The following is a 21,500-nucleotide window of genomic DNA, read 5'->3' as shown; positions in this document are numbered from 1 at the left end:
AGGTTGAGCGTCGGTTCTGCGCCACAACCACTGTCTGGCGAGCCGCCCGGCTGCTATGTCGCGGGCGGGCATTTCCGCGCGATCGGTGAGGCGATCGACGTCTCCTCGAAGTCGCTGGTCTCTCGCCTACCTGTTCCAATTCCGCGGACGAACCGACCTGGCAAACGGGTTTCCGCAGAGCGTTTGACAAACACATAGCCAATTGGCTATACGTCATCCCATAGCCAATCGGGTATGAGACATGTCGCAGTTACAAGATGCGGTATTTCGGGCACTTGCAGATCCCACACGTCGCGGGCTCTTCGAACACCTCTGCCGCCAAGGAGATACGACGGTCGTCGGATTGCTGGCCGATGCCGGGGTTTCGCAGCCGGTCGTGTCCAAACATCTGAAGATCCTGAAGGCGGCAGGGCTCGTGCACGATCGGCATGAAGGCCGTTACACCTATTACAGCGCCAAGCGCGAAGCTCTTGCCACCCTGGTCGATTGGACGACCGAGATGGCCAGCTTCTGGCAGGAGCGTTTCGATGATCTCGATGATTTACTAAAGAGAATGGACCAATGAACGAAACAACCGAAACAACACGCTCTGTCGTGGTCGAACGCGAATTTTCTCATGCGCCGGAAAAGATCTGGCGCGCGCTGACCCAGCCCCATCTGATTGCCGAATGGCTGATGCGGAACGATTTCGTGCCCGAAGTGGGCCGTCGCTTCACGCTTTCGGCCGACTGGGGACAGGTCGATTGCGAAGTCGAAACGATTGAGAAGGACCGCTCGCTCGCCTATCGCTGGGACACAAAAGATCTCACCAGCGTCGTCACCTGGACACTCGTTCCCACCAACGGCGGCACCAACTTGCGTATGGAACAGCGCGGCTTCAAGGCGGATCAGAAGTCTTACTACCAGGGCGCAACCGTCGGGTGGCGACGCTTCATCGACCAGCTGGCCGAAGTTGTCGCAAAGTTCGACTGACCATCTCCCGGCTTCAGGACCCTTTCTCAAACAACGAGGTGCCAGAAATGACCGCTCTCATCCGAACAATCCATCGCTGGACGTCGGTGCTTTTCTCGCTGGCCGTTGCGGCGATCTTTGCCGGCATGGCTCTGACGACGCTTCCCGAATGGGTCTATCTCATGCCACTGCCGCCGCTTGCCGTGCTTGTGCCGACCGGCCTCTATCTCTTCGCGCTGCCCTATCTGAGCAAGCCGCGAGAGAGGATTCAGGCGGCCGAGTAGGGGCGGCAGCCTGCCAGTTTATCCGGCCGGAAGAGCCGGGCTGGCGAAGCGCTTTCGGTACTCTGCCGGCGTCACGCCGACATGGCGCATGAAGGCACGGCGCAGCGTATCGGCATCGGAAAAGCCGCATTGAGCCGCGACCTGCTTGGGGGCTTCGTGTCCCTGCTCGAGAAGGCGGCGGGCAGCGTTGACCCGCGCCTCCTCGACCCAGGTTGCCGGCGTGATGCCGACCTCGCTGCGGAAGAGCCGGGAGAAATGGCGCGGGCTGAGATCCATCCGGCTGGCGAGGCTTGCAACGCTGTGATCGTGCGCGGATTGGCCGCGATCCAGCGCTGCAATTCCTGAAGCGCGGACCGGCCCGCTGGCATGGCCTCGCCCTTGCGGCTGAACTGCATCTGCCCGCCGGGCCTTTTGAAGAACATCACCAGCTGGCTCGCCACGCGTTTGGCGATCTCATGCCCGAGGTCCTCCTCGACCAGTGCCAGCGCCAGGTCGAGCCCCGCCGTCACGCCGGCCGCCGTGCGCGCCGGCCCGTCGCTGACATGGATCGCGTCCTCGTCGACGGTGACCTCAGGAAAGCGCCGCGCGAGATCTTCGGCGACGGCCCAGTGCGTAGTCACGCGCCGCGGCAATTTCTGCTGCGTGATCCGCTGCTCGCACTGGCACGGCTGAGGCGTCCTGTGCGCGGGGATGCCACATGTCCTGAGGCAGCCCCGCGCCTGTCAGCCTATTCCAAAAGACAGTCAATCAACGCTCGTGTTGCGGAAGAGAGATGACGATGCGGCGGGTAGATGAGGGAGAAGGGCCGCGATCGGCCGCCAAAATTCGGCAGGAGTTCGACCAGGCTTCCCTGCGCCAGGCGATCGCGCACGACGAAGTCATAGGTCTGACATATGCCAAGGCCCGCCTCTGCCAGGGATACGGTGCCGAGCACATCATCCTCGACATGGACAGGACCCTGCGGCACCCAGTCGATGTCATGCCCATCGACCCGGAACAACCACGGACCGGGACGGCCGGTTCTCGGCATGATGAACAGCAGGCACGTATGTGCCGTAAGATCGTCGATCGAGCGTGGCAGCCCGTGCCGCGCCACATAGGCGGGAGATGCCACCAACCTTAGCGGTGCGTCCTCGAGTTTTCGCCCGATCATGCCGCTATCGGGAAGTTGGCCGAGTCGTATGACCAGGTCGTAGCCTTCCGCGACCAGATCGACGTTGCGGTTGGCCACTGACAGTTCGACGATGACCGACGGGTGCTTCAGCGCGAAGCGTGTCAGCTTTTCCGGCAGGCGGAAATGACCGTAGGTGGTGGAAACGCTGAGGCGGACCCGACCGGCCAGAATGCCTGTGCCTTGAACGGCCCGCTCCGCCTGATCGATCGTCTCGAACGCCGAGCGGACCTGTTCCAGATAGGTGCGTCCCGCTTCCGTAAGGCTGATGCGCCGCGTCGTTCGCCGCATCAGTTGGGTCCCGAGCTTCGTTTCCAGCCGGGTGATCGCCCGGCTTAGCACCGAAGGCGTCGTACCAAGCGCCACGGCGCCAGCCGTCATCGAACCCCTGTCCATGACCGTGATGAAAGCCTCGACATCGGCGAGGTGATCGAAGCGGCGCATTTTTGCCTTTCTAGACCAAATCATTTCCCTAAAGGCGAATTTATCGCCGATATCGAAGCTAATAAATAGACGCCATCAGCAACGCCCGCGACGTCGGGCCCATTCCAAAAAGGGAAGTGATGATGACGGAGACAGCCCCGTTAGCCGGAAAACCCGTGCTTTTCGTTCTCACCAGCCACGGCACCAAGGGCGACGGCGGCCAGCCGACCGGCTTCTATCTCGGTGAGGTCACGCACCCGCTGGCCGTGCTCGAAGCGGCTGGGATCTCCGTCGAATTCGCGTCGATCAAAGGGGGTGAACCGCCGATCGACGGTCTCGATCTCGAAGACACGATCAACCAGCGCTATTGGAACGACGAGGCGTTTCGCGCCGCGATCCGCACGACCGCCAAGCTCGATGAGGTCGACCCCTCGCGCTACGCTGCGATCTTTTTCGCCGGCGGCCACGGCGCCATGTGGGACCTGCCGCAAAGCGGCGCGGTCGACCGGGTGACCCGTTCGATCTTCGAGGCCGGCGGTGCTGTCGCGGCGGTGTGCCATGGCCCGGCGGCGCTCGTAAACGTCAAGCTTTCCGGCGGCAGCTACCTGGTGTCCGGTCGTAATGTCAGCGCCTTCACCGATTCAGAAGAACGCGCCGTCGGTCTCGACAAGACCGTGCCCTTCCTGCTCGCCAGCACGCTCGTAGAGCGCGGCGCGCGGCATCACCCGGCGCCGGACTGGACGTCGAAGGTGGTCGTCGATGGCCGATTGATCACCGGCCAGAATCCGCAGTCCGCCACAGGCGTCGGCGAGGCCCTTCGTGACGTTCTTGTCGCCTGAAAACCCAGTTGCAGGAGGTCGTGAGACTTCCATTTGGAGATATAAAAATGAAAATGCTGATGACCCTGACGGCGACGATGGCAATCGTCCTCGGCGCCACGCACGCGCATGCCGGCAATATCCTGGTCGTGCTTTCGGATGAAAACAGCCTGGACCTCAAGGATGGCAAGGTTTTCGAGACCGGCTTCTACCTCAACGAATTGATGCAGCCGGTGAAGGCGTTCCTGGACGCCGGCCACGAGTTAACCTTCGCGACGCCGAAAGGCATGGCGCCCAGCGTCGACCGTACGTCGATCGACAGGATGTATTTCGGCGGCGATGAAACGGCGATGCGGGAAAGCGAAGCGCTGCTCGGCAAGCTCAAGATCACCTCGCCGGCGGAGACACCGGTTGTCAGTCTGTCGCGGGTGGAACAGATCGGCTACGACCATTTCGATGCCGTCTATGTTCCGGGCGGGCATGCGCCGATGCAGGATTTGCTTGTCGACGCGGACCTCGGCGAGTTGCTTCGGCATTTTCACGCGAGCGGCAAGACGACCGCCCTGATGTGCCACGGGCCGATCGCGCTTCTGTCGACACTGTCCGAGTCGGTTGCGTTTACCGGCGAACTGGCAGCGGGCCGTCAGGCTGCCGCCGATGCCGGCTGGATCTATGCCGGCTATCGGATGACGGTCTTCAGCAATGGCGAGGAAGAAATGGCCAAGCCGCTGCTGAAGGGCGGCGAGATGAAGTTCTATCCGCAGGATGCGCTAACCTTGGCTGGCGGCGCAATCGCCAACGGTGATACGCCCTTCCAGCCGAACATGATCGTCGATCGCGAACTGATCACCGGCCAGAACCCGGCGAGCGCCACGGAGGTCGCGGCAGAGATCCTGAAGCGCGTCCAATAGACTCTTATTGTCGCGGTGGCCCTCGGGGCTCGCTTAGATTTCGTTTGCGAATTAAGTCTATGCAATGCATAGGTTTTTGATCGCCTTCACGAGGTTGCTCCGAGGTCGCTCATGCCCATCGCAAGTCTTGCCATGTATGTCAGTCCGGCGCCGCTGAAGGATGCGACGCGGCAGTTCTGGGAGGCGCTGGCGGACCGCCTTCGTGCCGTGGGGGTCGATGCGCCCACGGCTCTGCAAGAGGATATGCGCTATGACGAGGCCTGGCTTCGTCCCGACCTCCTGTTCGGCCAGACCTGCGGCTATCCCTATGTCCAGCGTCTGCGCGGTCAGGTGCAACTGGTGGCGACGCCGGTCTACGGACTGCCGGGCTGCGACGGTCCGCTCAAATGCAGCTTCATCATCGTCAGCGCCAAGTCCGCCGCGCGCTCGATCGAAGATCTGCGGGGGGCACGCGCGGCGATCAACGATCCCGGCAGCAATTCCGGCTACAACCTGTTCCGCGCCTCTGTGGCGCCCCATGCGATCGACGGACGGTTCTTCTCGTCGGTGCTTCAGACCGGCGGCCATGTGGCGAGCATCGACGCGGTTTCGAGCGGGGTCGCCGACATCGCGGCGATCGACTGCGTGACCTTCGGCAACACCTTGCGCTTCGACCCCGATCGCGTCGCAGGCGTGCGCATTCTGGCGGAGACAAAAAAGGGTCCGGGTCTGCCTTTCATCACCGCGGCATCGACGCCGGCAAAGGATCTCGTGCTGCTGCGCCGCGTGCTTGCGGAAACCATCGCAGATCCGGCGCTTGCTGAGATCTGCGATACGCTATCGCTGCGCGGTATCAGCCTGCTCGGAGACAGTGATTACGAGGCCCTGGCGGCGCTTGATCGCGATGCTGCCGGTCAAGGATACCCGACGATCGCCTGACGGTTCATCGGCACATGGCGACCTGTCGCGAACACAACGACCGAAATAGAATATAAATTACATAGAATAAATATTTTACCGCTGCGGCGTTTGGCGCAAGCAGTATTCCCGTTTGCGCCGCTTCGCCGCAAAGCCATGCGGCGCGTTCCCATTGGCCGGCTTTTTATATTGGCGATTGAAATCTATCGCTTTTCCGGCCGGACACCGCATGTCGACTGATGCACTGCCCCCACAATCGAACCTAACTGCCATCGCCCGCGTCGAATGGCAGACCATAGCGCTGGTCGTGGCCATTTATGGTGGCTTTCTCGCTCTGACCTGGTTCTGGCAGTCGCTTCCGATTGTCCTCGTGATCGGTCTTGGCGGCTGGCTGATTGCCTGGCACGGCTCGCTGCAGCATGAGGTCATTCACGGGCACCCGACGCGCAATCAGCGTATCAACGATGCGATCGGATGGCCGCCGCTGTCTCTCTGGCTGCCCTATGCGATCTATCTGGAAGGCCACCTCGTCCACCATCGCGACGAACATCTGACGGATCCGATCGAGGATCCGGAGTCCTCCTATTTCACCCGGGCCGCCTGGGAAGGCATGGGCAAGGTGGGGCGGAAGCTTGCAGAGTGGAACACGACTTTGCTCGGTCGGCTGACGCTCGGGCCGCTGGTCATGATCCTGAGCTTCCTCGCACAGGAACTGGTGCTGATCGTGCGGGGTGACAGGGAGCGGGCAAGGACCTGGCTCTCGCACGGGGCAGGCGTCGCCATCGTGCTCGCCTGGGTCGTCGCGGTCTGCGGCATGCCGCTCTGGCTCTACCTTTTCGGCTTCGTCTATGTCGGTGCCGCACTGACGCGGCTTCGCTCCTATGCGGAACATCGTTATGCCGGCCATCACGAGGAACGGACGGCGATCGTCGAAGACACGCCGCTTTTCGGTCTCTTGTTTCTCTACAACAACCTGCATGTGCTGCATCACCAGCGGCCGGGTATTCCCTGGTACCAGATCCCGGCACTTTATCGCCGGCACAGACGTGCGCTGCTGGCGATCAACGGCGGCCTCGTCTATCGCGGTTATCGCGATGTGGCCCGTCGCTTCCTTCTGAAGCCGCATGATGATCCGCGCCATCCGCAGCATCTCTGATGTTACGGACGCGCGCCGCCATCCGCGAAGGCCTGCGCGAAGCCCTAGGCGCCTCGCGTGTGGCGCGCCCGGTGGTGGGCGACGAAGGCGCGCACGGCCGCCGAGCCTTCGACCTTGCGAGAGGCGACCGCGAGGTCCGACGTGACGCGGTTTCGCGCCAGTGAAACATAGCGCACGCCGGGCAGCTGCAGGCATTGCAGCGACTGCGGCACGAGCGCGATGCCGAGCCCCACCGCGACCATGCTCATGATGGTGGTAAAATCTCGGCCTGTTGCACTGACCTTTGGCGCCAGCCCGGCGTCCTTGCAGGCGACGAGCGTATTGGAGTGGAAGCCGACATCGGCGGGTTGGCGCGGCGTTATGAAGGTCTGGTCCGAGAGCGCTGCGAGATCGATCGCATGCTGGGCGGCGAGCGGATGCGCCTCCGGCAGCGCCACCACCAGCGGCTCGCGCAACACGGTGGTCGTCGTCAGGCCGGCCGGGATCGGCGCTGGCGGGCGGATGTAGCCGAAGTCGAGTTCGCCTTCCGAGATCATCGTGAGTTGCTGGCGCATTTCGATCTCGACAAGCTGAAGCTCGATGTCGGGAAATTCTTGTCGGAAGGCAGTCAGCGATTCCGTCAGCACGCCCGAATAGGCGGCCGAGGCGACATAGCCGATCGATATTCTGCCCGTCTGGCCGCGGCCGACCCGCTGCAGTTCGGACAGCGCGAGGTCGGCCTGGGCGACGATCTTTCGGGCCTCATCAAACAGCAATTGCCCCGACAGTGTCAGCTGCACGGAACGTTTCGCGCGGTTCAGCAGCGGGATGCCGACCAGGCTTTCCAGATTGAGGATCTGCTGGCTGAGGCCGGGCTGGGCAATGCCGAGCCGGGCGGCGGCGCGCTCGAAATTCTTTTCCTCCACGAGAGCGATGAAATAGCGCAGATGGCGAAGTTCGAAGGTCGCGGCGCGTGGCGATTTTGGAGCCGACATGGGGCCTCGCAATGCAATAACTGAAAACGATGCTGTGCGCGCATATCATAATCGATAGTTCTGAAAAATCCTGTGCCGAGTTATTGGAAAGCCGGAAAATTTGACTATAGAAAGATGACAAAATTACTCCAGATTGAGCGCGCAGAGGCCGCGCGCGCAGAGGCTTTCGTTATCCCATGTCACGCATTCATTGGCTGCTGTTAACGTCCGTCGCCTTCGTGGGGTCCGCCGGACAGAGCGCACTGGCGCAGCAGCAAGCCGAGACCAAGCTTGAGGCGATCGTCGCGAAAGGCGACAGGGAGGCCGGCGGCCCGGTTGAGGGCTATGTGGCGAAGTCGAGCCGCACCGCTTCGAAGTCCGGCGCGCCCCTGCTCGAGACGCAGCAGTCGGTGTCCGTCATCACCCATGACCAGATCGAGGCGCAGGGTGCCCAGACCGTGGGGCAGGCGCTGAATTACACGCCCGGCGTTTTCGGACAGCCCTTCGGCGCCGACCCCCGCTTCGACGCGCCGATCATCCGCGGCTTCGACGGTCGCCAGGTCCAGTTCCTGAACGGGCTCAGGATGATGCGCACCGCCGGCGCACCGGCCGTTGAAATCTACGGGCTTGAAAACATCGACGTCCTTCGCGGACCCGCTTCGGTCATGTATGGCCAGGGCAATCCGGGCGGCATCATCAACATGATCAGCAAACGGCCGGTCTTCGAGAATTTCGGCGAAGTCGGCGTGCAGGGCGGAAGCTACGAGACCTTTGGTGGCTTCTTCGATTTCGGCGGTACGCTTCGCGAGGAGTCGGATTTTGCATACCGGCTGACCGGTCTTGGCAAGAACGCCGCTGCCCAGGTCGACGAACTGGACAACGATCGCTACTTCATTGCGCCGGCGCTGACCTGGCAGCCGGACGAGGACACCAAGCTGGCGATCCTTGCGAGCGTCCAGCACGACAATCCCGGCACGCCCTCGGGCCTGCCGCCGCAATATACGCTGAACGCCACCGACTTTCGCCTGCCGCGCGACTTTTATGTCGGCGACGAATCCTTCGACCGCTCCAGCCGCACGCTGACAAACCTCGGATACGAACTCGAGCATCGCCTGAGCGAGAACTGGATCTTCCGGCAGAACTTCCGCTACACCGACTTCGACTGGGACTACCAGTCGCTTGGCATGTCGACGCTTGGTCTTGCCGCTGACGGCCGGACACTCCGCCGAAACGCGACCTTCCAGGACGAGGCGCTCAACACCGTCAATATCGACAACAATCTGCAGGGCGAATTCTCGACCGGCGAGGTCGACCATACGCTGCTTGTGGGCCTCGACTATCGCTACTTCGACAACAATGTGCGCACCCGCTTCTTCCAGGCAACGCCGCTCGACGTGCGCTCGCCAAGCTATGGCGGACCGATCCGGCTGATCGCGCCGACGCTCGATACGACCGTCGATAGCGAGCTTTTGCAGCTTGGCGTCTACGTGCAGGACGAACTGGCGCTCGGAGGCTGGCGCGCAACGTTGGGCCTCAGGCAGGATTGGACCAGCAGCTCGGGAACGTCGCTCAATGGGCTCTCGCGCGTTTCCCGTCCGCTCGACCAGGACGATCATGAGCTGACCGGCAGGGCCGGCCTCAGCTATATCTTCGACAATGGCATTGCGCCCTATGTCAGCTACTCGACGTCCTTCGAGCCGGTGATCGGCGCTGCTCCGGACGGCAGGCCTTTCGAGCCGACTTCGGGCGAGCAGGTCGAGCTCGGCGTGAAATACGAACCCACGGATTGGAACGGCTTCTTCACGGCGGCCGTCTACGACCTCAAGCAGAAGAATGTGCTGCGCACCATCGCCGGCATTTCGTCGCAGATCGGCGAGGTCAATGTCCGCGGCCTGGAACTCGAAGGTGTCGCGAGCATAACACAAGGGCTCGATTTGCGGGCGGCCTACACCTACACGGATGCCCGGATCGCAGCGGGCGCCGACGACGGCAATCGCGTCGAAAACGTGCCGGAGCATATGGCGAGCCTCTGGGCGAACTACACCTTCCAGGAAGACACGGCACTCGAAGGTCTCGGCATTGGGGCGGGCGTGCGTTATGTCGGCCAGCGCTACGGCAACAGCGCCAACACCTTCGAACTAGATTCGGTCGTGCTCGCCGATTTCGCGCTCTCCTATAAGAAGAATGGTTACAAGGCGTCGCTCAACGTTCAAAATCTCTTCGACAAGGACTATGTCGCAAGCTGCAGCTCGTTCGGCTGCTACTACGGCGACGGACGCACGTTTATGGGGAAGCTGACCTATAGCTGGTAGCGAATTGAGAGAGCGGGCATTGGGTCCTTTTGTCAGTCGCCGGGAGCTGCTTCTCGGCGCGGCGCTTTTGCTCGCCGCGCCGATGGCCAGGGCCGGCGCGCCCTTGCGCATAGCCGCGATCGACTGGGCGATGCTGGAGACGCTGTGCGCGCTCGGCCTTACCCCGGTCGCCGCGACGGAGCTCATTCAGTTTCGAAGCGATGCCGTCGAGCCCGACTTACCTGCAGATGTCGTCGATCTCGGTCTGCGCGGCTCGCCCAATTTCGAACTGCTTCACCTGCTCAGGCCGGACCTGATCCTGATCACGCCGTTCTATGTACGCCACGAGGCGGCGCTCGGCCGGATCGCGCCGCTTTTCTCCCTGCCATTCTACGTGCGGGGCGAGCCGCCTTTCGAAAAGGCGCTCGCAGCGGTGAAGGCGCTCGGCGAGCGTCTCGGACGCTCCGACAGGGCGGAGGCGCTGCTGAAGGAGATAGTCGGCGAAATCGAAGGCTTTAGGCAGACGCTCGCTCCCTTCGCGAACAGGTCCACCTATATCGTCAATATCGGCGACGCGCGGCATGTCCGCGTCTTTGGTTTCGACAGCATGTTCGGCGACATGCTCGCCCGGCTCGGCCTGCCGAATGCCTGGACGGATCGTTCGCGCTTCACCTTTGCGGCACCCGTCTCGATCGAAAACCTGGCGGCAGATCCCGACGCACGCATCGTCATCGTTTCCGAGGTGCCGGTCGAGGCGCGCAGTGGCCTTCGAAACAGCATCATCTGGAATTCGTTGGAGCCGGTCCGCAAGGGGCGGGTCATCCAGCTCGCCAACGTCAATCCCTACGGCGGTGTTACTGCGGGCCTGCGGTTTGCGCGCCTCTTTGCCGAGGCGATGCTTGCAGGAGACCGGCGCGGATGACGATGCGGGCATGGTCCTTCCTGTCGGCCAGCCTGCTCGCCAGCCTCATGCTCTTCGCGCTGGCCGCATCGAGCCAGGTCCCGTTTTCGCAATGGGGAGACCTGTTGGCCCCTCCCGCCGAGCTCACGCTCGACAAGATCATCCTGGCCTATAGCCTGTTCCCGAGGGCAGCGGTCGCTCTGGTCGCGGGCGCCGCACTCGGACTATCCGGGGCGCTTCTCCAGCAATTTCTGCGCAATCCGCTTGCCGATCCCTCGACCCTCGGCATCTCGGCCGGCGCTCAGCTCGCGATCGTAGCGGCGACGCTCTATGTGCCTGAGATCGTCGACGGCCACCGAACTTTGGTCGCGCTCGCCGGCGCCGCCGGGGCAGCGGCGATCGTCTTCGCGCTCGGTTGGCGTCGGGCTTTCGAGCCGGTGACGATGGTGGTCTGCGGCCTGCTTGTGGGGGTGACAGCCGCAGCCCTGTCCGCAGCGATGACGCTCGCGCGGGGTGAGTACCTCATGTCGCTTGTGACCTGGAACGGCGGATCCCTCAGTCAGCAGGACTGGTCAGTGTTCCAAAGCCTTGGCCTGGAGTTGGTGCTCCTCGGCCTGTTTGCCGGCCTGTTGATCCGCCCGATGTTGGTGTTGGGGCTTGGCGACACGAGCGCGCGCAGCCTGGGTGTCAATCTCGGTGGCATTCGCTTCGCAATCGCCGCGATCGCCACGGCACTTGCCGGCTTCGTCGCCTCAGCGGTTGGCCTGGTGAGCTTCGTCGGCCTTGCCGCCCCAGCCTTCGTGCGCGCCTGCGGTGCCCGCCGCCCAGCGGCGATCGTCGCGCTGTCGCCACTTGCGGGGGCGCTTTTCCTCTGGCTCTGCGACAGCATCGTGCAAACCGTCGCGCGTGCCTCCAGCGAGAATTTTCCGACGGGCGCGGTCACCGCACTTGTTGGCGGTCCTTTGCTGCTCTGGCTTCTGCCCAAGGTGCGAAGCATGGAAGTGCCGCACGAGGCGCGGGAAAGCGTCCACCGCGGCAATCTGAAAATAGCATTTGCCGCCTTTCTGGTTCTCGTGCCGGTCCTTGTCGCGATCGCATTCGTCGTCGGGCCGTCCGGACATGGCTGGAAGATCCTGAGTTGGGCGGAGACGCTCGACTTGGCACCGCTCAGATGGCCTCGGCTCCTGGCGTCTGCCGCGGCCGGCGGCCTGCTGGCCGTGACCGGCGCGATCCTGCAGCGCATGACCGGCAATGCAATGGCCAGCCCCGAGGTCGTCGGCGTCAGCGGCGGTGCCGGCCTTGGCTTTGCCGCAGCGCTCACATTCGCGCCGGATGGCGGCACAGTCGTGGTCTTCACTGGCGCAGGGCTCGGCGCGCTCATTGCCATGCTGGCGGTGCTGGTCTTTGCCAGCCGCCGGCATCTGCCGCCGGAAAAGCTGTTGCTTGCGGGCGTGGCGGTCGGTTCCTTCAGTTCGGCCGTCCTGTCGGCGCTGCTGGCGATCGGTGATCAGCGGTCGTGGCAAATTCTCTCCTGGCTCGGTGGTTCGGCATCCACGGCAACGCCGGCGACTGCGATTTTCCTCGGCATTCTTTCTCTGCTCGTCGTTGCCGCGGCACTGCTGTTGAGCCGCTGGTTGACGATCCTGCCCTTCGGACCGTCGATCGCCCTGTCGCTTGGCCTGTCGGTGCGGTTGAGCCGCGTGCTTCTTCTGCTTCTTTCGGGTGCTGCGACCGGTGCGGCGTCCCTGCTTGTCGGGCCCTTGAGCTTTGTCGGGCTCGTCGCGCCGCATATCGTCCTGCGCGCCGGTCTCGTCACGGCGCCGCAGCACCTGGCAGGCTCGTTCCTGCTCGGCTCGATCCTGATGGCCCTTGCCGATTTCGGCGCCCGCACGGCGACCTTTCCCTACGAGCTGCCGCTCGGCCTCTTCGCGGCACTCGTCGGCGCGCCCTACCTCATCTGGCTTCTGGGACGGCACAGATGATGGTGAACCAGCTTCCGGTGCTTCCGATTCCGTTCGCGGATGCAGCCCTGAGCCACGCAGTGCCGGCTGAAGACGATGATCTCGTCAGCCTGGACAGCATTCTCGAGCCAGGGCCGGTTGCGAACGCACTGGATGGACTGTTGCGGCGGTGGGGGCCGGGCGATCGCCGGGCCGCGGCGTCGCTATGGACGCAGGGTTACTTCGGCCGGCTGCTCAGACCCGTTATCGCCTATGGCCTCGTTCACGACATCTGGTTTTCGATGACGTTACCGGACGTTCAGGTCGGCCTATCCGATATGGCGACGCCCGTCCGGTTCGTGCTGAAACGCGCGGCTCCCGCTCCGTTGAGCGCGCGCCTGCGGGGGATTGTCGAAGACAATGTGCGACCTTTGATCGTCCGGATGGCGAACGTGACGGCCACGTCCGAACGGGTGCACTGGAGCAATGCGTCCTTCGCGTTTTGCCGCGCCTGCCGTCATGTTGATGATCTTTGGTCACAGGAGGCCATGCCGGTAGATGTCGCGGCGCGCTTGCGCGAGATGGAGACGCTGATCGCTGCGGACCATCCCCTTTTTCGGCTGACGCAGACGATCCCGGGTGTCGCGGGCGGTGCCTGTCTCCAGCGCAAGGTCTGCTGCATCCGCTACAAGCTCGACGGCCTGAAGAAATGCGGCACAGCCTGCCCGATCAATGCTTCGACCTTTTGCAGTCAATGATATCTATCGATGAGACCAACAGCAGGTCCAGCAATCCTGTCCGGAACGAAAAGATGCAGAACCACGCGACTGAAACTCCACCCATCGCCCGCGACCAGGCCGTTCTGTCGCTCCATGATGTGAGCTTTGCGATCGATGGGCGCAACCTGCTGCACCCTCTGACGTTGGAGATCCCGGCCGGGCATTCCATCGCGCTGATCGGCCATAATGGTTCCGGCAAATCGACGCTGCTCAAGCTGATCGGGCGACAGCTCGCGCCGACCACTGGGCGTATCGATTTCGAGGGAAAGCCGCTTGCTGGCTGGGGAACGCGGGCCTTCGCCCGGCGGCTCGGCTATCTGCCGCAGAATACGCCGCCAGCACACGGCATGCTGGCACGGGAACTGATCGCACTTGGCCGCTATCCCTGGCACGGCGCGCTCGGCCGCTTCGGGGCGGCCGACAAGGCGAAGGTCGAAGAGGCGATCGAGGTCACCGGCATCGAGCCGTTTGTCAACCGGGAGGTCGACAGTCTGTCGGGCGGGGAACGCCAGCGCGTTTGGCTTGCCATGCTCGTCGCCCAGGATGCCACCTGCCTGCTGCTCGACGAGCCGATCTCCGCCCTCGACATCGGCCACCAGCTCGAGGTGCTGGCACTGACCCGCGACCTCTGCCGGGACAAGGGCATCACCATCATCTCGGTACTGCACGAGATCAATATGGCCGCGCGTTTCTGCGACCGCATCGTGGCGCTCCATTCCGGCCGCCTTATCGCGGAGGGCACGCCTTCCGACATCATGACGCCGGAAGAATTGGCGCGGATTTACGACGTGCAGATGGATGTTCTGGAACAGCCCGTCAGCGGACGCCGCGTCGCGCTGGCGCGGTAGGCCACACGGCCACGGATCTGGCCGATAGTCCGACCGAGCGCGTACTGAACAGAGGTCCCGTTTGCTCGAACGGCGAGGACGGGCTTCGCCGTCCCAAGCGATCAAGAGCCACAGATCCCAATAACAACCCGGCATTTGGCACCAAGGCGCCTGACCCGCAATTGACATGAGTCAATGCGGCAGCCTCGTCCTTCGGGCCTATTCCCGGTTGTGTTTGAGTGGTCGCGGGCTATTCTCGTGGTCCGTTTTGATGGTGGGACGCTGAAATGGAAAAAGCCCGGAAGAATTGGCTCCTGGTTGGTCTGGTCATTCTGGCGCTCGCGGGCGGCTACTATGCCTGGCAGAACATGGATCGCAATGCGCTACCCGCCGGGATCGCGAGCGGCAACGGACGCATCGAAGCAGTTGAGATCGACATCTCGACCAAGACGGCAGGCCGGATAAAGGAAATCCTGGTGGATGAGGGCGATTTCGTCACTGCCGGCCAGGTGCTCGCCCAGATGGATACCGTGCAATTGGAAGCGCACAAGCGGCAGGCCGAAGCGCAGCAGCAGCGTGCGATCATCAGCGTCGAAGCGGCGAAGAACCTGGTCACGCAGCGCGAAGCGGAAAAGGCGGCGGCGGAGGCTGTCCTCGCGCAGCGGCGCGCACAACTGGACGCTGCCGAACGGCGGCTCGCCCGGTCCGAACAACTCGTGAAGACGAGCACCGTTTCGCAACAGGTGCTCGACGACGACAGGGCCACCGCCGAGGGCGCGCGCGCTGCCGCCAGCGCCGCGGAAGCATCGCTCGCCGCGTCAAATGCGGCGATCAATTCGGCGAAGTCCCAGGTCGTCGATGCCGAAGCCTCGGTCGAGGCGGCCAAGGCGTCGGTCGAAAGCATCATCGCCGACATCAACGACAGTACCCTGGTCTCGCCGCGCGACGGCCGTATTCAGTATCGTGTGGTCCAGCCGGGCGAAGTGCTGGCGGCCGGCGGCCGCGTGCTTAATCTCGTCGATCTCGGCGATGTCTACATGACGTTCTTCCTGCCGACGGATCAGGCCGGACGCCTGTCGATCGGCAGCGAAGTCCGGCTCGTGCTGGACGCCGCACCGCAATACATCATTCCCGCCAAGGTTTCCTATGTCGCCGACGTCGCGCAGTTCACGCCGAAGACGGTCGAGACGGCAGAGGAGCGGCAGAAGCTGACCTTCCGCATCAAGGCGCAAATTCCGAAGGAACTGCTGAAGAAGTACATCCGCATGGTGAAAACCGGTCTTCCGGGCGTCGCCTATGTGAAAGTCGATCCGAATGCAGAGTGGCCGGCGAGCCAGACCGGCACGCTGGTGCAGTGATGGCAGCCCCTGATCGGGCCGGCCTGCCGCCGGCAGAGCCCGTGGTTCGTCTGAGCGCCGTCACGCTTTCCTATGGCAAGACCAAGGCGCTGGATGACGTGACGCTCGACATACCCTCGGGCTGCATGGCCGGGCTGATCGGGCCCGACGGCGTTGGGAAATCGAGCCTGCTGTCACTCGTCGCCGGCGCACGCGCCGTACAGGCGGGGCGCGTCGAGGTGCTTGGCGGCGACATTGCCGATGCCGGCCATCGGCGCCGGACCTGCCCGCGTGTTGCCTACATGCCGCAGGGTCTTGGGAAGAACCTCTATCCAACGCTTTCCGTCTTCGAGAATGTCGACTTTTTTGGCCGGCTCTTCGGCCACGATCGCGAGGAACGCGAGAGGCGGATTGCCAGCCTGCTCGAAAGCACCGGGCTTGCCCCCTTTGCGGAGCGCCCTGCCGGCAAGCTCTCCGGCGGCATGAAACAGAAGCTCGGGCTTTGCTGCGCGTTGATCCACGATCCCGATCTCCTGATTCTCGACGAGCCGACGACCGGCGTGGACCCCCTGTCGCGACGGCAGTTCTGGGAGCTGATCGACGACATCCGCTCTGAGCGGCCGGGCATGAGTGTCATCGTCGCGACCGCCTATATGGAAGAAGCGGCGCGCTTCGATTGGCTGGTGGCAATGGATGCGGGCCGGGTGCTGGCAACGGGCACGCCCGATCAACTGCTTGAAAAGACCGGCGTCGACACGCTTGACGCCGCCTTCATCGCGCTGCTTCCCGAGGAGATCAGGGGCGAACATCACGACGTCGTCATTCCGCCGCGCCCCGAAGGCGCGAGCGACGACATCGCCATCGAGGCCAACAACCTCACCATGCGCTTCGGCGATTTCGTCGCCGTCGACAATGTCAGCTTCCGCATCGGCCGCGGTGAGATCTTCGGCTTCCTCGGCTCCAACGGCTGCGGCAAGACGACGACGATGAAGATGCTGACGGGCCTGCTTGCCGCCAGCGAAGGGACGGCCAAACTCTTTGGCCGCGAGGTCGACCCGCGCGACATGGAAGTGCGCCACCGCGTCGGTTACATGTCGCAGGCCTTCTCGCTCTATACCGAGCTCACGGTTCTGCAGAACCTCGAGCTGCATGCCAAGCTGTTCGGCATGGCGGCGGACAGCATTCCCAAACGGATCGAGGAACTGGCGAAGCGCTTCGATCTCTCGGATGTGATGGAGGCCTTGCCGGACGCCTTGCCGCTCGGCGTGCGCCAACGGCTCTCGCTTGCGGTCGCGCTGATCCATTCACCCGATATCCTCATCCTCGATGAACCGACATCCGGCGTCGATCCCGTGGCGCGCGACAGTTTCTGGCAGATCCTCGTCGATCTCTCCCGCAACGATCAGGTGACGATCTTCATCTCCACCCACTTCATGAACGAGGCGATGCGCTGCGATCGCATGTCGCTGATGCACGCGGGCAAGGTGCTCGTCAGCGATACGCCGGCCGGCATAATGAAAAGCCGTTCGGCCTCGACGCTGGAGGAGGCTTTCATCGCCTATCTGGAAGAGGCGATCGCCGGGGCAAAGCAACCGGCGCCCGCAGTGGTCAGGGCCAAGGCGCCGTTGGAGCCGGTCGCCGAACGATCGGCCGAGACCAAACGGCCTCCGAAGTCAGGGTTTTTCGACGTCGGGCGGATGTTCAGCTATACCCGCCGCGAAGCGCTGGAACTGGTGCGCGATCCCATCCGCGCGACGCTTGCCACCATCGGCACGGTCATCCTGATGTTCGTCATCGGCTACGGCATCAACATGGATGTCGAGGACCTGACCTTCGCGGTGCTCGACCGCGACCAGACGACGACCAGCCGCGACTACATCCTCGAGATCGCCGGTTCGCGCTACTTCATCGAGAAGGATCCGATCACCGACTATGCCGATCTCGACCGGCGTATGCGCAACGGCGAACTGAGTCTCGCAATCGAGATCCCGCCGGGCTTTGCCCGCGATGCGGCGCGCGGCGACACGGTGGAGATCGCCGCCTGGATCGATGGCGCGATGGCGAGCCGTGCCGAAACGGTCAAGGGCTATGTGCAGGGACTGCACGCCCATTGGCTGACCGGCAAGATCCGCGAACGCTATGGGGCGGCTGCGACCACCGGCAGCTTCAAGATCGAGACGCGTTTCCGCTACAACCCTGATGTCAAGAGCATCGTTGCGATGGTGCCGGCGGTCATCCCGCTCCTGCTGATGCTGATCCCGGCCATGCTCTCGGCGCTCAGCGTCGTGCGCGAGAAGGAGCTGGGGTCGATCGTCAATCTCTATGTCTCGCCGGTGACGCGGCTCGAATTCTTGATCGGCAAACAGATTCCCTACATCGCTCTGGCAATGCTCAATTTCGTGCTGCTGACGGCGTTCGCGATCTTCGTCTTCCGGGTACCTTTTACCGGCAGTCTGCTCGCCTGGACGGCCGCGGGGCTGATCTACGTCTCGGCGGCAACGGCCATGGGGCTCGTCATCTCGACCTTCATGTCGAGCCAGATCGCCGCGATCTTCGGCACGGCGATCCTGACGCTCATTCCGGCAATCCAGTATTCCGGGATGATCGATCCGGTCTCCTCGCTCGAAGGGGCGGGCGCCTTCATCGGCCAGATCTACCCGACCACACATTTCATGACGATCGCCCGCGGTACCTTTTCCAAGGCTCTGGGCTTCGGTGACCTCGGCGGCGCCTTCGTGCCGATGCTGATCGCGGTGCCGGTGCTGCTCGCGGTGGGCACGCTATCCCTCAAGAAACAGGCGAGGTGACGATGCGCCTGTCCCATATCTACCATCTCGGCATCAAGGAACTCTGGGGGCTCTGGCGCGATCCGATCCTGCTGATCCTGATCGTCTATTCCTTCACGCTGTCGGTCTATACCGGCTCGACCGCGATGCCGGAAACGCTGAACCGTGCGGCAATCGCCATCGTCGACGAGGACCGCTCGCCGGTTTCGACGCGGATCTCGACGGCTTTCTATCCGCCCTATTTCGTGCCGCCGCAGATGATCACGCCGGCGGAAATGGACCGCCGCATGGACCAGGGGCTCGATACCTTCGCGCTCGACATTCCGCCGAATTTCCAGACGGATCTATTGGCCGGCCGCTCCCCGACGATCCAGCTCAATGTCGACGCAACGCGCATGAGCCAGGCCTTTTCCGGCAATGGCTACATCCAGCAGATCGTCACCGGCGAGGTCTCGGGCTTCCTCGATCGTCACCGCAGCGAGCAGAAACTGCCGGTCGATCTGGTTCTGCGGGCGCGGTTCAATGCCGAGCTCAACAAGGGCTGGTTCGGCGCGGTGATGAACGTCATCACCAACATCACCATCCTGTCAATCGTGCTCACGGGTGCCGCCCTCATCCGCGAGCGCGAACACGGGACGGTGGAGCACCTCCTGGTCATGCCCGTGACCCCGTTCGAAATCATGGTCAGCAAGGTCTGGTCGATGGGGCTGGTGGTGCTGCTCGCCTCGGCGGTCTCGCTGATCGTCGTCGTCAAGGGCGCGCTTGCGGTTCCGGTGCAGGGCTCGTTCGCGCTGTTCCTGCTGGCAACGGCCCTGCAACTCTTTGCGACCACCTCGATGGGCATCCTGCTTGCCACGATTGCCGGCTCCATGCCACAGTTCGGTCTGCTGCTGATGCTCGTACTCTTGCCGCTACAGGCCCTCTCCGGGGGCATGACGCCGCGCGAAAGCATGCCCGAGATCATCCAGAACATCATGCTGGCGGCGCCGAACACACACTTCGTCATTCTGGCGCAGGCGGTTCTCTTTCGCGATGCCGGTCTGGACGTGGTCTGGCCTCAGCTTCTTGCCTTGCTGCTGATCGGCGCCATCCTCTTCGCCTTTGCCATGCGGCGCTTCCGGGTGTTCCTGAAGTAGGCATCCCATACATGGCTGATCGGTTGACGTGACGTGCCGACCGACCAGCGCTTTGTCGGAAAAACGCTATTGTCGGCACCGTGCGCGAGGCGTCAGGCGGGAATGAACTTTCCGTCGTAGCGCACGCGAAAATTCCGGCGTTGGGCGTCTTCCTGGAAGCAGACAAACACCAGTTCGAGATCGTGCGTGCTGCTGCGTCTGCCAAGCAGGCTCAACGTGATCACGATGACGCCGCCATAGGTGCGCGTCAGATTGATGGCGGCGCGCCGGATTTCATTGGTTCCGGCATCGTCCCGGTCTTCGCGCCGCTCGTATACCTGCCAGAAACGCGCGCTCTCCCAGGCGGACCGCAGGGCTTCGGTTATCTCGGCCTTGAACTCGTCCACCGACCTGCCCTTGCTCCATGAAACGGTCCGCTCGGTGTGATCGCCAAAGATATCGAGATAGCCGTCATAGTCGTCCGGATCGGAAAAACACCGCTCGATCATTCCGAATGCTACGTCGTCGGAAATTGCTGCCTTAAAGAAAATCGTCATCGAATCGCAATCCTGCCTTGAGCGCCTATGTTGTCAAAGCGTCGACGGTGTATCCAGCCCCTCGGCGTCTGATCGCCGCCGCGCGAACAACTATCGTCTCGCTGCAATGGCTTAGGTGGGTCGATCGCATCGCGCCGGCGGCCGATTCCGCGTCCATGATCGTTGCCTTATGTTCGGGCTCCATGCTATCTTTGGTTTCATTATTGACTGACGCAACTTTCATTTCTCTTTCGCCATCCCGCGCACGGTCGCAGCAATGGATGCGAAAGAACTGTTTGTTTTGATAGTCATATTTGCAGAATGAAATTTGCGGGGGGCCGCGCACCACGCTGATGCGAAAAGGGATCGGGCGAGATCCCTGGACCGCCGGCGCAGGGACAGTCGGGAGAGGGACAGTTTTTTGATCGGCATGGCATTTCCACGAGAAGTTTTCTCGCGTTCAGTGGTCATTGTCTGTCTGTTGGTTGGGCTCCTGGCCTCGGCCGCGACGGTTCGAGCGGCGCCGGCTGGCGGCGCTGACATGCAGTTCTTCGTGGTTCGCAGCGGTCAGCCAGGGTGCGAGCCAACCTGTCCGGAGTGGATATCGGCGGAGGGGACGATCGTTCGCGAAAGCCCGGCGCAGTTCAAGAAGCTGCTCAAAACCATCGGCAAGCGCCGCCTGCCGGTCGTGGTGACGTCACCTGGGGGAGACGTCGACGCTGCGCTGGCGCTAGGGCGGCTCATCAGAGCGCGAAGGCTTGAAGTGGCGGTCGGCAAAACCCGCTTCATCGGTTGCCAGCCGCAGCAGAAGGATTGCCGCGAAAACGACGGCAAGGGCGCCCGCTATATCGGTATCGCCTATTCGGGCGGAGCCTACTGCAATTCGGCCTGTCCGCTGATGTTCGCCGGCGGAACCCGCCGAGTGGCCGGGGAATGGGCCTATCTCGGCGTTCACCAGATCACCACTGTCTTCGTTCAGACCCAGACGCGGTATCGGGAGGAGTACCGTATCGTCAACGGCAAGAAGAAGGTGACCAGCAAGAAGGTCGTCAGCCGCAAGAATGTCGGCAGCCGCAAGATCTACGAGATGACCAAGGCGCAGGAGCGCGAGTTGACCGCCTACCTCGCGGAAATGGGCATCGGCCGCACGGTTATCGATCTGATGAAGATCACGCCCGCCTCCGATATGCGCAAGATCGAACCCGTCGCGATGACCGAGATGAAATTGATCACGCAGCTGGGCGGGGTCGAATTGCTGACCTCGGTCGAGACCTGCAGAACGGTACCGGCGTCCGCCAATTGTCGGGTTTTCGTCATGTCGGACCTGAAGCGTTAGACCAGGGGATTTGGGTTGGAGACCGGAATGCGAATATGGAGTTCTCCCGTCGGCGCAGCCACGCCCCGCCTGCTACGGGTTGCGCTGG

19 protein-coding genes and 1 pseudogene are annotated in these 21,500 nt (G+C 62.9%); 16 read left to right on the top strand and 4 right to left on the bottom strand.

What is annotated here, in order from left to right:
- Positions 1-241 precede the first annotated feature (241 nt).
- Genes ACN9MO_RS26855 through ACN9MO_RS26845 form a run of 3 tightly spaced genes read left to right on the top strand, consistent with a single transcriptional unit; the run spans position 242 to position 1,235 of the window.
- Positions 242-565, top strand: a complete 324-nt coding sequence (locus ACN9MO_RS26855; protein WP_058322340.1) for an ArsR/SmtB family transcription factor — start codon at positions 242-244, stop codon at positions 563-565.
- Positions 562-972 carry an SRPBCC family protein gene (locus ACN9MO_RS26850; RefSeq protein WP_113479726.1) on the top strand — a complete coding sequence of 137 codons (411 nt, stop codon included), beginning with the start codon at positions 562-564 and terminating at the stop codon, positions 970-972. Before ACN9MO_RS26855 ends, ACN9MO_RS26850 begins: the two co-directional genes overlap by 4 nt.
- Before the next feature lie 47 nt (positions 973-1,019).
- A complete protein-coding gene (locus ACN9MO_RS26845; RefSeq protein ID WP_057255262.1) occupies positions 1,020-1,235 on the top strand; it encodes a hypothetical protein in 216 nt (71 codons plus the stop codon).
- Between the two features lie 18 nt (positions 1,236-1,253).
- Here ACN9MO_RS26845 and ACN9MO_RS26840 read toward each other — a convergent pair.
- Together ACN9MO_RS26840 and ACN9MO_RS26835 are read right to left on the bottom strand one after the other, a co-directional pair.
- Positions 1,254-1,861: pseudogene (locus ACN9MO_RS26840) on the bottom strand (GlxA family transcriptional regulator); the annotation flags it as partial.
- Positions 1,862-1,962: 101 nt separating this feature from the next.
- Entirely contained in the window at positions 1,963-2,850 is an 888-nt protein-coding gene (locus ACN9MO_RS26835) for a LysR family transcriptional regulator (protein WP_162764869.1), read from the bottom strand.
- Positions 2,851-2,972: 122 nt separating this feature from the next.
- Here ACN9MO_RS26835 and ACN9MO_RS26830 point away from each other — a divergent pair, with 122 nt between their 5' ends.
- The 4 genes from ACN9MO_RS26830 (at position 2,973) to ACN9MO_RS26815 (ending at position 6,611) form a co-directional block, all read left to right on the top strand.
- Positions 2,973-3,668 (top strand): type 1 glutamine amidotransferase domain-containing protein, encoded by a 696-nt coding sequence (locus ACN9MO_RS26830; RefSeq protein WP_375293088.1) that lies wholly within the window; start codon positions 2,973-2,975, stop codon positions 3,666-3,668.
- Positions 3,669-3,715: 47 nt separating this feature from the next.
- Positions 3,716-4,558: a type 1 glutamine amidotransferase domain-containing protein gene (locus tag ACN9MO_RS26825; RefSeq protein WP_057255265.1), complete on the top strand. Its 843-nt coding sequence runs from the start codon at positions 3,716-3,718 to the stop codon at positions 4,556-4,558.
- A gap of 111 nt (positions 4,559-4,669) precedes the next feature.
- Positions 4,670-5,476: a phosphate/phosphite/phosphonate ABC transporter substrate-binding protein gene (locus tag ACN9MO_RS26820; protein WP_057255266.1), complete on the top strand. Its 807-nt coding sequence runs from the start codon at positions 4,670-4,672 to the stop codon at positions 5,474-5,476.
- A 208-nt stretch (positions 5,477-5,684) separates the two neighbouring features.
- Positions 5,685-6,611, top strand: coding sequence for a fatty acid desaturase (locus tag ACN9MO_RS26815; protein ID WP_057255267.1), 927 nt, complete (start codon positions 5,685-5,687; stop codon positions 6,609-6,611).
- Positions 6,612-6,655: 44 nt separating this feature from the next.
- Here the strand turns inward: ACN9MO_RS26815 and ACN9MO_RS26810 are convergent, their stop codons facing one another.
- The gene (locus tag ACN9MO_RS26810) at positions 6,656-7,585 is read right to left on the bottom strand and encodes a LysR family transcriptional regulator (protein ID WP_113479724.1); all 930 of its coding nucleotides are present in this window, start codon (positions 7,583-7,585) and stop codon (positions 6,656-6,658) included.
- 176 nt (positions 7,586-7,761) lie between these two features.
- Here ACN9MO_RS26810 and ACN9MO_RS26805 point away from each other — a divergent pair, with 176 nt between their 5' ends.
- The 8 genes from ACN9MO_RS26805 (at position 7,762) to ACN9MO_RS26770 (ending at position 19,561) form a co-directional block, all read left to right on the top strand.
- Positions 7,762-9,876, top strand: coding sequence for a TonB-dependent siderophore receptor (locus tag ACN9MO_RS26805; protein ID WP_113479723.1), 2,115 nt, complete (start codon positions 7,762-7,764; stop codon positions 9,874-9,876).
- Between the two features lie 19 nt (positions 9,877-9,895).
- Complete coding sequence (locus ACN9MO_RS26800) at positions 9,896-10,777, top strand: iron-siderophore ABC transporter substrate-binding protein (protein ID WP_425987156.1); 882 nt, start codon at positions 9,896-9,898, stop codon at positions 10,775-10,777.
- Positions 10,774-12,738 carry a Fe(3+)-hydroxamate ABC transporter permease FhuB gene (gene fhuB / locus ACN9MO_RS26795; RefSeq protein WP_057255271.1) on the top strand — a complete coding sequence of 655 codons (1,965 nt, stop codon included), beginning with the start codon at positions 10,774-10,776 and terminating at the stop codon, positions 12,736-12,738. Before ACN9MO_RS26800 ends, fhuB begins: the two co-directional genes overlap by 4 nt.
- The gene (fhuF, locus tag ACN9MO_RS26790) at positions 12,735-13,454 is read left to right on the top strand and encodes a siderophore-iron reductase FhuF (RefSeq protein ID WP_082616238.1); all 720 of its coding nucleotides are present in this window, start codon (positions 12,735-12,737) and stop codon (positions 13,452-13,454) included. The genes fhuB and fhuF overlap by 4 nt, the downstream gene beginning before the upstream one ends.
- Positions 13,455-13,507: 53 nt before the next feature.
- The gene (locus ACN9MO_RS26785; RefSeq protein WP_113479722.1) at positions 13,508-14,323 is read left to right on the top strand and encodes an ATP-binding cassette domain-containing protein; all 816 of its coding nucleotides are present in this window, start codon (positions 13,508-13,510) and stop codon (positions 14,321-14,323) included.
- A 266-nt stretch (positions 14,324-14,589) separates the two neighbouring features.
- On the top strand, positions 14,590-15,660 hold the full coding sequence (locus tag ACN9MO_RS26780; RefSeq protein WP_057255274.1) for an HlyD family secretion protein: 1,071 nt from the start codon (positions 14,590-14,592) through the stop codon (positions 15,658-15,660).
- Positions 15,660-18,446 carry a ribosome-associated ATPase/putative transporter RbbA gene (gene rbbA / locus ACN9MO_RS26775; RefSeq protein ID WP_113479721.1) on the top strand — a complete coding sequence of 929 codons (2,787 nt, stop codon included), beginning with the start codon at positions 15,660-15,662 and terminating at the stop codon, positions 18,444-18,446. Before ACN9MO_RS26780 ends, rbbA begins: the two co-directional genes overlap by 1 nt.
- 2 nt (positions 18,447-18,448) lie before the next feature.
- Positions 18,449-19,561 carry an ABC transporter permease gene (locus ACN9MO_RS26770; RefSeq protein WP_057255276.1) on the top strand — a complete coding sequence of 371 codons (1,113 nt, stop codon included), beginning with the start codon at positions 18,449-18,451 and terminating at the stop codon, positions 19,559-19,561.
- 92 nt (positions 19,562-19,653) lie between these two features.
- Here the strand turns inward: ACN9MO_RS26770 and ACN9MO_RS26765 are convergent, their stop codons facing one another.
- Complete coding sequence (locus ACN9MO_RS26765) at positions 19,654-20,097, bottom strand: hypothetical protein (protein ID WP_057255277.1); 444 nt, start codon at positions 20,095-20,097, stop codon at positions 19,654-19,656.
- 520 nt (positions 20,098-20,617) lie between these two features.
- On the opposite strand from ACN9MO_RS26765, the gene ACN9MO_RS26760 reads away from it, so the two are divergent.
- Positions 20,618-21,412, top strand: coding sequence for a hypothetical protein (locus ACN9MO_RS26760; protein ID WP_244495736.1), 795 nt, complete (start codon positions 20,618-20,620; stop codon positions 21,410-21,412).
- Positions 21,413-21,500: the final 88 nt, after the last annotated feature.

The sequence above is a fragment of the Ensifer sp. R-19 genome (assembly GCF_049905105.1).
Lineage (GTDB): Bacteria > Pseudomonadota > Alphaproteobacteria > Rhizobiales > Rhizobiaceae > Ensifer.
This window is presented reverse-complemented; position numbering and strand designations above follow the sequence as displayed.